General features: G+C 39.9%; 7 protein-coding genes. 5 read left to right on the top strand and 2 right to left on the bottom strand.

What is annotated here, in order from left to right; all coding sequences use genetic code 11:
• Nucleotide 1 precedes the first annotated feature (1 nt).
• The 3 genes from IL355_RS05090 to xylA all read left to right on the top strand — a co-directional run bounded on the left by IL355_RS05090 (nucleotide 2) and on the right by xylA (nucleotide 6,294).
• Nucleotides 2–3,229 carry a VCBS repeat-containing protein gene (locus IL355_RS05090; RefSeq protein WP_192461076.1) on the top strand — a complete coding sequence of 1,076 codons (3,228 nt, stop codon included), beginning with the start codon at nucleotides 2–4 and terminating at the stop codon, nucleotides 3,227–3,229.
• Nucleotides 3,230–3,404: 175 nt separating this feature from the next.
• Entirely contained in the window at nucleotides 3,405–4,889 is a 1,485-nt protein-coding gene (locus tag IL355_RS05085) for a xylulokinase (RefSeq protein WP_192461075.1), read from the top strand.
• A 79-nt stretch (nucleotides 4,890–4,968) separates the two neighbouring features.
• The gene (xylA, locus tag IL355_RS05080) at nucleotides 4,969–6,294 is read left to right on the top strand and encodes a xylose isomerase (protein ID WP_192461074.1); all 1,326 of its coding nucleotides are present in this window, start codon (nucleotides 4,969–4,971) and stop codon (nucleotides 6,292–6,294) included.
• Nucleotides 6,295–6,365: 71 nt separating this feature from the next.
• Here xylA and IL355_RS05075 read toward each other — a convergent pair whose 3' ends face one another.
• Nucleotides 6,366–8,018 carry a solute:sodium symporter family transporter gene (locus tag IL355_RS05075; RefSeq protein WP_192461073.1) on the bottom strand — a complete coding sequence of 551 codons (1,653 nt, stop codon included), beginning with the start codon at nucleotides 8,016–8,018 and terminating at the stop codon, nucleotides 6,366–6,368.
• A 303-nt stretch (nucleotides 8,019–8,321) separates the two neighbouring features.
• Here IL355_RS05075 and IL355_RS05070 point away from each other — a divergent pair, with 303 nt between their 5' ends.
• Both IL355_RS05070 and IL355_RS05065 read left to right on the top strand, forming a co-directional pair.
• On the top strand, nucleotides 8,322–9,683 hold the full coding sequence (locus IL355_RS05070) for a vanadium-dependent haloperoxidase (protein WP_192461072.1): 1,362 nt from the start codon (nucleotides 8,322–8,324) through the stop codon (nucleotides 9,681–9,683).
• Nucleotides 9,684–9,763: 80 nt separating this feature from the next.
• Nucleotides 9,764–10,618 (top strand): hypothetical protein, encoded by an 855-nt coding sequence (locus IL355_RS05065; RefSeq protein ID WP_225621113.1) that lies wholly within the window; start codon nucleotides 9,764–9,766, stop codon nucleotides 10,616–10,618.
• Nucleotides 10,619–10,628: 10 nt separating this feature from the next.
• Here the strand turns inward: IL355_RS05065 and IL355_RS05060 are convergent, their stop codons facing one another.
• Entirely contained in the window at nucleotides 10,629–14,336 is a 3,708-nt protein-coding gene (locus IL355_RS05060; RefSeq protein WP_192461071.1) for a metallophosphoesterase, read from the bottom strand.
• Between the last annotated feature and the right edge of the window lie 53 nt (nucleotides 14,337–14,389).

Here is a 14,389-nt window from a genome sequence, read left to right as displayed (position 1 = left end):
GATGGGATATAAACGTTTTCTTCCTGTTTTATTGATTTGGGCCCTGGTCTCCTGTTCACAGCAAAATACGCAGGAAGTTAGGGAAATGTCAGAGTTCTTTAAGCAGATAGACTCAGATAGTAGTGGAATTAAATTTTCAAATGACCTCCACTATTCAGATGACCTAAATATTATAGAATATTTATATTACTATAACGGAGGTGGCGTAGCTGTTGGCGACATTAACAATGATGGATTGGACGACATATATTTTGGTGCCAACCAATCCATAGATAAATTATATTTAAACCAGGGAAATTTAAAGTTCAAGGACATTACTCAATCTGCCGGCCTTATGATGGACTCAACTTGGTCTACCGGGGTTACGATGGAAGATATAAATAATGATGGTTACTTGGATATTTATGTTTGTAAAGTAGGAAAGTACAAAAACCTTAGGGCGCAAAACCTTTTGTACATAAATAATGGGGATAATACCTTTACTGAAAAGGCAAGAGATTTAGGGCTGGGTTTTTCCGGTCTTTCAACACAAGCCTCCTTTTTTGATTATGACAATGATGGAGATATGGATGTGTATCTCATGAACCACTCCATTCACACCCCTAGAAGTTATGGGAACATTACACAAAGGGCTTCTAAAGATTCCATTTCCGGAGACCGTTTATTTGAAAATCAACTAGATTCCGGAAGTCTAAATTTCGTTGATGTTACCGATCAATCTGGTATCTATAGCAGCGCTTTGGGGTACGGATTGGCTTTAATTACTTCGGATATCAATTTAGATGGACTTGTTGATATTTACGTGGGGAACGATTTTCACGAGAACGATTATGTTTATATCAACCAAGGAGATAAAACATTCAAGGAAAAAGGAGAAATATTATTGGACCATACCGCTAGGTTCACCATGGGTGTTGATATAGCAGATATGAACGGGGATAGACTACCGGATATTTTTACTTTGGACATGATGCCCTTTGATTCTGAAATTTTTATGAAATCAGGCGGCGAGGATTCAGACAAAGTGAAAAAAATTAAGGACAATTTTGGGTACGGGCCCCAGTACGCTAGAAACACTTTTCAACTTAATAACTCAGACCACTTCAAAGATATCTCGTTGCAAACAAACACTTACGCTACAGATTGGAGTTGGAGTGTACTTTTACAGGATTTTAATAATGATAGCCGAAATGACATTTATATAACCAACGGCATTTATAAACGCCCTAATGACTTGGATTATATCAATTACCTCAGCAGTACAGATTTCGCCAATTTTAACCAAAATCAACAGAACGAAGCAAAAAGAAAACTCATTGAAGAGATGCCCACAGTACAACTTAAAAATGTGTTTTTCTTGAATCAAGGAAATTTAACGTATGATAGACTAGAAGGTGCAACGCCAAATGCTTCATATTCAAATGGAGCCGCTTATAGTGACCTTGATAACGATGGCGACTTAGACCTAATTATCAACAATATCAATGAAGAGGCCTTTATACTTGAGAATATTATAGAACATGACCATAACTATTTGACCGTATCCTTAGAGGGCAATGAAATACACGAACCAAAAACTGGCTCAAAAATTTATGTCCATGTTGGTGAGAAAACTTTCTACAAAGAGTTAACGACAACCAAGGGTTTTCAATCCTCCTCAACCCACAAATTACATTTTGGATTAGGTGATATGGAGCAAGTAGATTCCCTAAGTATTCGCTGGCCCGATGGCAAATTACAGGTTGAAAAATCTATAAAAGCCAACACCTTGACTAAAATTGTTCGTAAAAAGGATTTGGAAGAATATAGCTATCCAATAGAAACCGAACATCAATACACTACTTTCCCATATGTACATATAGAGAACAACTTTCTTGATTATGAACGGGAGCCTTTAATGCCTGAAAAACTATCCTCTGAAGGACCAGCGGTGGTTCAAGCAGATTTTAATGGAGACGGTCTAAACGATATTTTTATTGGCGGTGCCAAATACCAATCCTCACAGCTCTTCATACAACAAAAAGATGGCGAATATCTAACACGAAAAGAAAGTGTTTTGAGTAAGGATATTATCTATGAAGATGTATCCGCCACCGCCTTTGACCTTGAAAATGATGGCGACCTAGATTTGTATGTCATGAGCGGGGGTAATGATAAATTTGAAGAAGACCCTCAATTGGAGGATCGAATTTACGTCAATGATGGTAAAGCCAATTTTACACGGTTAGAAACTACATTGATCAGAACCAATGGGGGTAGTGTATCTTCCATTGATTTTAATGGTGATGGATATGACGATCTGTTTATTGGCAACCGTTCAATTCCAGGTGGTTATGGCCTTTCCCCTTTTAGCTATATGCTCACTAACAACGGTAAGGGAGAATTTATGATGGCTCAAAAAGGTAGATTAGGGATGGTCACCGATAGTAAATGGGCGGATATAAACGATGACGGACATGTAGATTTAGTTATTGTTGGCGACTATATGCCTATTACCGTACTTATTAACCAAGGAGATTCAAGTTTTTTAAATAAAACAAAGGAATTTGGTTTAGAAGACACTCAAGGCATGTGGAATTCGGTTGCTCTAACTGATTTAGATTCAGATGGCAGAGTGGATATTGTAGCTGGGAATGCAGGCATGAACTTTAAATGGAAAGCTTCCAAAGACCGTCCGGTAAAACTCTATTTAGATGATTTTGATGATAACGGACAAGCAGACCCTATTATCTACTATGATTTTTTTGGTAAGTATGTTCCATTTGCCTCCAAAGACCAACTTACAGGACAACTGCCCACCTTGAAAAAGAAATTCTTAAGTTACTCAGACTTCTCCAGAACAACCGGTATTACAGATTTATTTGAAAAAAAAGAAGAGGATATTCTAGAAATTAAAAAAATTAGTGAACTCAGATCCATGGTTTATTGGAACAAAGAAGAAGGCTTTTTAGGTCAAGCACTTCCAGTGCCTGCTCAAATGAGCAGTATAGAAGACATCCAGATTGATGACAAAATGATTCGTTACGTTGGTAATTTTAAAGATTATACAAATGAAATGGGACAAAGCACTGCCAATTCTGGTGGTTCTTTAAAACTTGAAAACGGAAAATTTGTAGATCATCAAAAGCTAAACTTGCCACATGATTTAAATTCACGGAGAATTATTAAACTTGATAACGGGCAGTTTTTAGTGATTTCCAATAATGACAAAGCCTATCTTATTCAATAGCGTTTTTTAAAGACACAAACCACATTTGGTTCACTTTTGGACAAGATCTTGTATGATGCTCCAAGACTAGCACAAAATTGATACATTTTTGCAACATATTTTACAGCATTTAACACATCTCTTTCTTGTAACAAAGTAGCTAAAGCAATATCTTACCACCTGCTAAAATTTAACCATGTATTCCATAGGATATGATATTGGCAGCTCTTCCATAAAGGCTGCTTTGATTGAAACTGCAACGGGGAAATCTGTTTCAGTAATTAACGAACCCTCCGTTGAAATGGGAATGATCGCCCTTAAAAACGGATGGGCGGAACAACACCCCAATGACTGGTGGCAGCATGTGTGCACGGCCACAAAAAGGCTTATTAACGAGAATGCCATTGACCCTAAAGATATTTCGGGAATAGGTATTTCTTACCAAATGCACGGGTTGGTAGTCATAGATAAAGAAGGGGAACCTCTTAGAAATTCCATTATTTGGTGTGACAGTAGGGCCGTTTCTATTGGTCAAAAAGCTTTTGACGAATTGGGCAATGATAAATGTGCCGAAAATCTTTTGAACTCCCCTGCCAATTTTACGGCCTCTAAATTAAAATGGGTAAAGGAGAATGAACCGGAACTATACGCCAAAATCGATAAGTTCATGCTTCCGGGCGATTATATTGCTTACAAATTAAGTAATGATGTAAAAACCACAATTTCTGGACTCTCAGAAGGAATTTTTTGGGATTTCAAAAACAACGGCACGGCAGATTGGTTGATGGAACACTACGGCTTTGCGAAAGATTTGGTACCGGAATTGGTAGGCACCTTTACCAATCAGGGTAAGGTATCCGCTCAAGGGAGCCAAGAATCCGGTTTGGCAGAAGGTACGCCCATTTTGTATAGAGCGGGAGACCAGCCCAACAATGCGCTGTCTTTAAATGTGTTTAACCCAGGTGAAGTAGCCGCTACCGGTGGTACTTCGGGAGTCATGTATGCTATTACGGATAGCCTTTCCGTTAAAGAAAGTGCCAGGGTCAACAATTTTGCCCACGTAAATTATACGACCGATAATACCAGAATTGGAAAAATGGCCTGTATCAACGGTGCGGGAATCATGTACCGTTGGTTAATGAACAATCTTGATGTGGAATCTTACCAAGAGATGAATGAACTGGCGGAAAGTGTTCCAATTGGTTCAGACGGCGTAACCATTCACCCATTTGGCAATGGTGCGGAACGTGTACTCAACAACAAAACCTTGGGTACCAAAATGGCCAATATCAATCTTAACAATCACACCAAGGCCCATTTATGCAGGGCCGCTTTGGAAGGTATTGCATTTTCATTCGTATACGGAATGGAAATCATGAAATCTGATGGCATTGAGCCTCAGGTGGTAAGAGCCGGTAATGACAATTTGTTCCGTGCCGATATTTTTTCGAACACTATTTCTACCCTCATTGGGCAAGAAATAGAAATTTACAACACCACCGGGGCCATTGGTGCTGCCCGTGCTTGTGAACTCCATAAAGGCGATTTTGAGACTTTTGGCAAACGCATTATCGATAACGATTTCGTCATGAAATTCAGACCTTCAGACGATGCATCCGCTTATAAAGAAGCGTATCAAAAATGGAAAAAAGAACTGGAAACTATGTTGCAAAACAGTTAGGCTTCCAGCCCCAAAAATTTAAAACTAAAATCAATTATAAACTCTAAGAAGAACAACTTCAACTTTTAAACATTAAAAAATGGCATTATTAGGAGATAAGGAATACTTTAAAGGAATAGGAGAAATTAAATTTGAAGGCAAGGAATCGGACAATCCGCTTGCCTATAAATGGTATAACCCAGACCAAGTGGTTGCCGGTAAAACTATGAGCGAGCATTTTAAATTCGCCATAGCCTATTGGCACACTTTCTGTGGGCAGGGCTCTGACCCATTTGGACCTGGAACCCAAAATTTTCCTTGGGACACACCTAGCGACCCTGTAGAAGCTGCAAAAGCTAAAGCGGATGCCGCTTTTGAATTTATCACCAAAATGGGAGTGGATTACTTCTGTTTTCATGATTTCGATTTAATTCAAGAGGCCGACACCTTCGCCGAATCAGAAAAAAGATTAGCTACCATTGTAGACTACCTTAAAGAAAAGCAAAAAGACTCGGGTGTAAAATTGCTTTGGGGTACGGCCAACTGTTTTTCCAATCCAAGATACATGAACGGAGCCTCTACCAATCCTGATTTCAACGTTTTGGCAAGAGCCGGGGGACAAATAAAGTTGGCGTTGGACGCTACGATAGAACTTGGTGGTGAAAATTATGTATTCTGGGGTGGTCGTGAAGGCTACATGTCCTTATTGAATACCGATATCAAAAGAGAATTGGACCATATGGGCAGATTTTTGGGTATGGCACGTGATTATGCAAGAAGTCAAGGGTTCAAAGGTAATTTCTTTATCGAACCCAAGCCTATGGAGCCTATGAAACATCAGTATGATTTTGATTCAGCTACCGTAGTTGGTTTTCTGAATGAACACGGCCTACAAGATGATTTTAAACTAAATCTGGAATTCAATCACGCTACCTTGGCCAATCACACCATGCAGCATGAAATGGAAGTAGCCGCAGCTCACGGTATGTTAGGTAGTTTGGATGCCAACCGGGGCGATTATCAAAACGGATGGGATACAGACCAATTCCCAAATAACATTACCGAAGTTACCGAAGCTATGATCACTTTCTTAAAAGCTGGTGGTCTACAGGGCGGCGGTATCAATTTTGATGCTAAAATCAGAAGGAACTCAACGGATTTGGAAGACGTGTTCCATGCCCATATTGGGGGAATGGATATTTTTGCAAGAGCTTTAGTTACGGCCGATAAAATTATCACATCCTCTCCCTACGATGAAATGAGAACCAAAAGATACAGCTCCTTTGATTCCGGTAAAGGCAAAGACTTTGAAGAAGGTAAACTTTCCTTCAAGGACTTATACGATATTGCCCTTGAAAATGGCGAATTGGAATTACAGAGTGGTAAACAAGAGTTGTTCGAGAACATTATAAGCCAGAACATCTAGTTTTCACTTTAACTATATAGAAAAGCCCCGCAATTGCGGGGCTTTCTTATATCGATAATTTCCTTTTTCCTCTATTTCGCAAAATAAATGTAGATACCAATAACAATCAAACTAATAAGTAAGCCTACTTGTTTTACATATTTAAAGGGCTCAATGGATACCTGCTTGGTATATTCAAGTTCAAATGGTTTCTCCCTTGGGAAAAACCTCCCGATAATCAACATTATAATCATATTGGCAACAAATAGAATGGCCATAACATGCAAATAGTGAGGGTAGGCATCTGCCTCAATGAGCCTAAGGGCATCCGGATCGGTAACACCGGAAGCCTTGGCAGTCTCTACCGCCTTCTCCCTTAGATTCGGACTAACCAAAAACTCACTGATTATATACAGAACAGAACCGGAAACAATTCCTATTTTAGCGGCAATAGCAGGCACTCTTTTAGTTAAATACCCTATTGCAATAATCGTAAATATGGGAATGCTGTATATGCCATTGATTTTTTGAAGGTAATTGAACAAACTTCCGGCATCTGCAATTAAAGGGGCTATGAACATTGCTGCCAATGCCAAACAGACTCCAAAAATTTTCCCGTATTTTACAATGGTTTGTTCAGGTGCACTGGGATTAATGTGTTGTTTATAAATATCAATACCAAATAAGGTTACAGAACTATTGAGCACACTATTAAAAGAACTCAAAATTGCTCCGAACAAAACGGCGGCAAAGAATCCAACCATAGGTTTTGGCAAAACTGCCCTAACCAGTTCTGGATATGCCAAATCACTGGATTCCAACCCTCCATTAAAATAATGATAGGCAATCATCCCTGGCAACACTAAAATTAAGGGCCCTAATATTTTTAAAAATGCAGCAAGCAAAAGTCCTTTTTGGCCCTCTGCCAAATTCTTGGCACCCAATGCCCTTTGAATAATCTGCTGATTGGTACCCCAATAGAACAACTGCACCAGCATCATTCCCGTAAAAATGGTAGAAAAAGGTACCTCCTGACCGGGTTCCCCGGTAGAATCAAATCGCTCAGGATTGGCCTCCATTAAAATATCCAACCCATTAAATACACTTCCATCGCCAATAGCCATCAAACCGAATACTGGGATTAAAATCCCCCCGATAATCAATCCTACGGCATTGATACTGTCCGATACCGCCACCGCCTTTAGTCCACCAAAAACAGCATATATGGAACCGATAATACCAATACCCCAAATACAAATGACCAATGCAGTACCATCTGAAACATTCAAAAGGCCTGGCACATTGAACATACCGCTTATTGCCACCGACCCAGAATATAGAATTACAGGTAAAAGCACTACCACATAACCTGTTAAAAACAGTACGGAAGTAATGGTTTTAGTAGAAGTATCAAACCTCGATGCCAAAAACTGGGGCACGGTGGTCAATCCTCCTTTTAGATATCTCGGCAATAAATAAATGGCCGTAACCACCATGGCCATTGCCGCCAAGGTTTCCCAAGCCATGACCGATAGGCCATCCTTGTAGGCACTACCATTCAGACCTACTATTTGCTCTGTAGAGAGATTGGTCAAAAGTAACGATCCCGCGATCACACCCGCCGTTAAACTTCTTCCGCCTAAAAAATAACCGTCAGATGATTTTTCGTCCGTAGAACGGGTTGCCACATATGCTATAACGGCAACCAAAATTGTAAAACCTAAAAAAGAGAGAATTCCAATCATTAAAGTAGTAAGAGTTGATTAAGAGGGGTAAATATATCGGATTATTTGATAACTATTCAATTATGGCCGCATAATATAGGGTAATTCTAAATCAGGCCCCCGTAGAAATATTTGCTGCCTTCATATCTAGCCATTTTGAATGACAAATAATTTAGGATGTTTATTGAGAGGCACCTTAAACTTGTTGAAAAAGTAAAATAATGTACTTTTGCCTATCCAAGTGTTCAACCAATTAGTTTAAACTATAAAAAGGTCTAAACTGCTCATTTTAAAGGAGCAATAACTACAAAATTTACACGGTAAATGAAAAAACTATTGTTACTACTTACAATGACAATAACCTTTATCTCGTGCCAAGAGGAAACAAAACCTGTTGAGCCTATTGAGATAAGCGCCGAAGATTTACATGCCTCTGTAGATAAGGTAACGGAAATTATGATTCATGATATTTTTTCGCCACCGGTGGCCAGTAGAATTTTTGCCTATCCCAATATTGCCGCTTATGAAATTGTCGCTTTGGGCAACGAAAACTATCATTCCCTAGTAGGTCAGATTACGGATTTGACCCCAATACCGAAGCCAGATACCATATCGGCCATAAATTACGATCTTTCCGCTTTGGTGGCGCATATGGAATTAAGTAAGCGACTCATTTTTTCAGAAGACCGAATGGAAGCCCTTCGTGATAGTTTATACGGTGTATGGGAGGGTAAAAACCCCACTGTTTTTAAAAGCTCTAAGGACTACGGTCTTTTAGTAGCTGACCATATAGGGGAATGGATGAACAAAGACAATTATCCACAGACCCGTACCATGCCCAAATTTACAGTGGATGCGGACAATCCCTCTAGATGGCAACCAACACCACCCGCCTATATGGACGGAATTGAGCCCCATTGGAGTAAAATTAGGCCTTTTGTAATTGATTCTGCCGCCCAGTTTAAGCCCTTGCCCCCTCCTTCTTTTTCCATGGAAACAAATTCCGATTTTTATATGGAGCTTAAAGAGGTCTACGATGTTGGTAAAAAAATTGAGGAAGAAGGTGATGAATCCGATGAAATAGCAATAGCCAAATTTTGGGATTGTAACCCTTATGTAAGTGTTACCCGTGGCCACCTCATGTTTGCAACCAAAAAAATCACTCCTGGAGCGCATTGGATCGGTATTACCAAAATTGCCGCTAGAAAAACCAATAGTGATTTTGACAAGACGCTTTTCGCCTATACCAAAACTTCCATGGCCATAGCAGATGGTTTTATTAGTTGTTGGGACGAAAAGTACCGTAGTAACCTGATAAGACCAGAAACATTGATCAATCAGCATATAGATGATGAATGGAAGCCTGTATTACAGACCCCTCCTTTTCCAGAATACACAAGTGGACATTCAGTTGTATCCGGTGCCGCTTCCACAGCACTTACCAGTATTTTTGGAGATGGGTTTAGTTTTGAGGATGATACCGAAGTACCTTATGGCTTGCCCGTCAGAAGCTTCAATTCCTTTCATGAAGCCGCAGAAGAAGCGGCCATTAGCAGAATGTACGGGGGCATCCACTACCGTGCGGCGGTAGAAGTAGGGTTAATACAAGGTCGCAACCTAGGAAATTTCTTGGTGGAGAAGCTTCATATGAAAACGGACCAAAGGGTAGCCGATAATCTGCAATAGAAATAGATTACCCTCAAACTTACAAACTTCCCGATTTTAATCATCGGGAAGCGTTTCTAATTTGAAAAACACCCTCGACTTTGAATAAAATCACCTTTTATATTTTAATTAGTTTTTTGCTTCACAGCTGTGCCAATCATGGGCAGTTAAAATTCCTAGCCAAATTACCTAAGGACCTAAAAGAAAACTCCGGAATAGCCTATTTTTCGGGTGATACGGCATGGTTTGTGGCAGACAGTGGAAACTCGGATGATATTTACCAAGTTAATTTTGAAGGGAAACTGGTAAAAAAACTAGAAGTTAAAAATGCCAAGAACAGAGATTGGGAAGAGCTTACCGAAGACAAAAAGGGCAATCTCTATATTGGAAATTTCGGGAACAACTATAATGACAGGGATGATTTAGTCATCTATAAACTACCTAACCCCGAAATTGAACCGGGAAAAAAGATTGACGCCCAAAAAATTGAATTCCGGTTTCCTGAACAAAAAGACTTTCCTCCCAAAAAGAAGGATTTAATTTATGATGCGGAAGCCATGTTCCATTACAAGGGATTCTTGTACATCTTTACAAAAGATAGGGCCAACCCGTTTACCGGTCGCACCGCCTTGTACAAAGTACCGGACACAGAAGGAAACTATGATGCAAAACTCATAAGTTCTTTAAATATTTGTGACAATTGGGATTTTTGCCGTATTACGGCTGCGGATATTTCCAATGATGGAACTACCGTTGTTCTTCTGGGCTACGGTAAACTTTGGAAGTTTACAGATTTCTCCGGGGATGATTTTCTCAGTGGGAAAATAAAGGAATATGAGTTGGGACTGCGAACCCAACTAGAATCTGTTACTTTTTTAAACGACAGGGAACTTTTGCTCTCAGACGAGGAAAATAAAAAAGGAGGAGGCAACCTCTACTCCTTTTCGATAGACTAATTTACCTATTTTAAAAACCGAAGCCTACCCCAAATGAGAAACGAAGCCCATCCTCGCTATTGAATAGGGCTATACGAGCGGAAATCATATCGGCACCATTAATAAAAAAACCACCTCCGTAAGAGGTATGCCACACATTAGAGTCCACATTGGGCAGCCATACCCTACCATAGTCAAAACCGCCGTACATTCCCATGGTAACGGGCAACAACTCTGTTTTCATTCTTCTTAAACTATACCTTAAATCTGTATTTTGATAGAAGGACTTTTTACCGGTAAAGCGTTGATTCCGGAAACCTCGCAGACCATCTATACCTCCAATACTTGCCGCTTGAAAAAACTCGTAACCGTCCCCTATAGTAAAGTGCGCTTTCCACTTGGTTGCCAAAACCAATCTACCATTGGGTATTAGCCTGTGATCAAAGGAGAATGTAGGAATTACATACCCAAAATCCTTATTTTCTGTTACGTTATTCTTATAACCTACTTTTAAGGAAGTGGACATTCCCATAGTTGGGAATGCGGCATTGTCCGAATTTGAATAGGAATATTCCGCATCGGCACCAATAAAAGACATTTTATTTTCCTCTCCATTCTCTAAATAAAATGTATTAATGAACCTATTATCGGTCTCTTCTACTTGAATAGATTCATAGGAAACCCCACTTTGAAGTTTTCCTCCCAATTGCCCGCGCCAAACCAAGGACGGACTTACCTCTAGGTTTTGAATACGAACCCGATTATAGTCCATTCCCAAATCATCATCTTCGTTAACAGATTCATTACCAAATCCAAAAAAGTTAACACTAAAATTAGGACTCGTAAAACGAGCACTTAGATCAAAGTTCCAGTTCTCGAATATTTCGGCGAATTCCCCGGAATAACCTAATTCAAATCCACTAGTGGCAAAATAGAAGGACGCATCCACCTTGTGTCTTTGGGTAAAGGGATTTTGCCTAAAACCTTTATAGATGTAGGTATCGCTCAATCCAATTTTTACGCCATCGTCCGGGTTAAACCCAATGGTGGGCACCAATTGGTTCATAGAGCTTCGCATCTGCATTGGCAAATAGGTATTCACATTGTAATCATCCGTAAGTTTCACTTTGGCATTATGAGTTTCTTTAAGACTGTTTTTTTTGGATTTGTAATCATAAATGGTAATGTTCCCACCCTGTTCCAAATCATAAATATCATTATTATGTCCGCCAATTAACCGAACCTTAATTCCGCTACCGCTATCTCCATTTACCTCAAAACGGTCATCATCATCCAAACCATATACCCAAATTTCCTTGGAGATATGAGCATCAAAAACTTTATGGAAGAACAATTTATCTTTCTCCCCCTTTATGTTTCTATATCCTTTTACTTCGGTCTGTTGTTTATTAAGTACGTTCACCTCAAACCAATCATCCTTGTCCGTACCCACCACCACTGCATAGGTATTAAGGATTTTATAATACTCCTCAGCCGTCTCCTTAATTTTGGACAACCTCAACTTTAGAATACGCTTTATCTCATCCATAGTGTCATCTCTCACTTCTTCAGGAAATGAAAGGAATGCCTTTTCAATGACCTCATCCGTTAGGTTTTCCTGTAAAAACAGGGCCTGTTTTTGCCATTGTTCCAAAGTAGTCTCTGGCAGTACAGCAACATCCAAAACATAGGTTTTAGGAGAGGCGTTGAACCCTTTTACGCTTCTTATTTCTTCATTAAAGCCCTCCATCAACCTTAAGGCCGGCACAATTCTGGTGGCCATTTTCATAAAAAAACCATCCCCATGTTTAGAATATACCATATCCCTATCTCTTGGTACAGGCCTATAAATGACCTTATCACGCTCCTTATCCTTAAATTCTGCCCATCTCCACTGGTCAACATGGCGGTCCCAATCACCTATGACCATATCAAATAACCTGGCTCTCAAATAGAGCTGAGAATCTACGGCGTACTTCTCATCATCACGTAAGTCTTCCAACATGCTGTCCGTACTTTTTAGCTCATTGGCATATCCATAACTATACAAATCGCCATGCCCATCTCCAGCATGTTCCTCTATCATATACAGTTCATCACCATAGTTTTCGTTAAAGTCCTTTAAAGCCGGTTGCTTGGGTATGTAGTACATAACAGGATTGGTATGGTAAATTCCCACCGCATCGGAAAGTACCGCCGTTGTAAATGGGGCAAAGGGATGTGAACCTGTGTAGAAATCCAATAAAAAATCTTCCGTATAGGTATCTTCAAATTGCCCCATCACGTATTGATCTTGGAAGGCCATGGCCTGCAAGTAGAGTTCCGCATCTTTTTTTAAGGCCCTCATTACAAATTCCTTTCCACTTTTATGCCGAAGCCTCAAGGATTTGGATTGATGTCCTCCGCCTCTATGTACAGGCTCAAGCCCACCCATTAAAGTATCCAAATTTACAGTAGGTGCGGTGACTTTTGTTGTGTAATATTTTCTATAGCGATCGCCCCACAAAAATTTAAAGAAACCGCTTTTCTCCTTTTCGGGCGTATCATAAACCGAAGCTTTCACCGTGGCAGGAAACGAATCTGGATAGGAATTCTCGAACACCTTACGGTCTGGCGGCAAAACTTGAGAGGTAAAAAGAAACTGTTCTCCCTCTTCACCGTGAGTGCCATAAAAGTCTACTTGTGAAGATCCGTCCTTATAAACTTCCAGAACTGCATACCCCCTCTGTCCCGTAGAAAATTTACTACCGTTCAATAAACGGGTAGCACCCTTTTTAGCTCCCGAACCACTGACAATTTGAGGTGTATTATCTTGCACAATATATTGAAGCGTATGCTCATGCCCAGATGCCAATATCACCTTTTGTGAGTATTGGGCCAAGGTAGCTACCCTCTTGCGCAACTCCCTATACCTTTTATTGCTTAAATCTTCAATGGATGCTCCCGTTGTTCTCCTTAGCAAATTGATAACGGAGCCTATTACTGGTAATGGTCCTACATGCGGTTTGGGATAAAAATGTCTTCTAAGGTCAAATTCACCTCCATGGGCACCATGACTATAAACAGGATGGTGCATGGCAATAATTGTGGTTTTTTGCCTATTATCCTTGATGGCATCCTCCAACTCCAACCAAAATCTGGCCCTACTTTTTATTTCACACTTATCATTGATATCTGGGCGCTTATCCCAATTGGTCAAATACCATTCTGTATCTATGGCAATGATAGCCACATCATTATTAACCTCAATGGTTTTGATGGGGCAACCATCTTCCGGAAAATAGACTTCCTTGCTACCCAATGCTTTCTGAATATATTTTTGTTCCCGCTTCAAGCCCACCAATCCTTCCGTATACCAGTCATGGTTACCGGGAATAAAGAGAGGGCTTCCTTTAAAGTTCTCCAAAGTTTTTAGTTGGGCATCCAAATCGTTTTTGGCCTTCAAGTAGGCCGCTGTAGAATCCTTCGGGTCTGGCAATCCCGCAGGGTAAATGTTATCTCCCAAAAAAATTGCGGAGCTATTTTCATCTGCCTTATCCAATCTTTTCTTGAAGATTTTGAGTGCCTTGTTCATATCGTTCATAGGCGAAAGACCGGCATCTCCTATGAGGTAGAAAGTGTGAACCACCTCCTTTTCAGCATTTGAATCAACTCCTTTACCGTCTTTATATTTGGGCTTATAGGTAGCACAAGCAGATACTAAGAGAACAAACGTTATGAGCGCAAAATGTTTGGTCATAGGGATACTATTGGTTCTTAATATTTTGTATTTTGGACGCAAAACCTAATTTT

This window comes from Euzebyella saccharophila (assembly GCF_014855495.1).
Lineage (GTDB): Bacteria > Bacteroidota > Bacteroidia > Flavobacteriales > Flavobacteriaceae > Euzebyella > Euzebyella saccharophila.
This window is presented reverse-complemented; position numbering and strand designations above follow the sequence as displayed.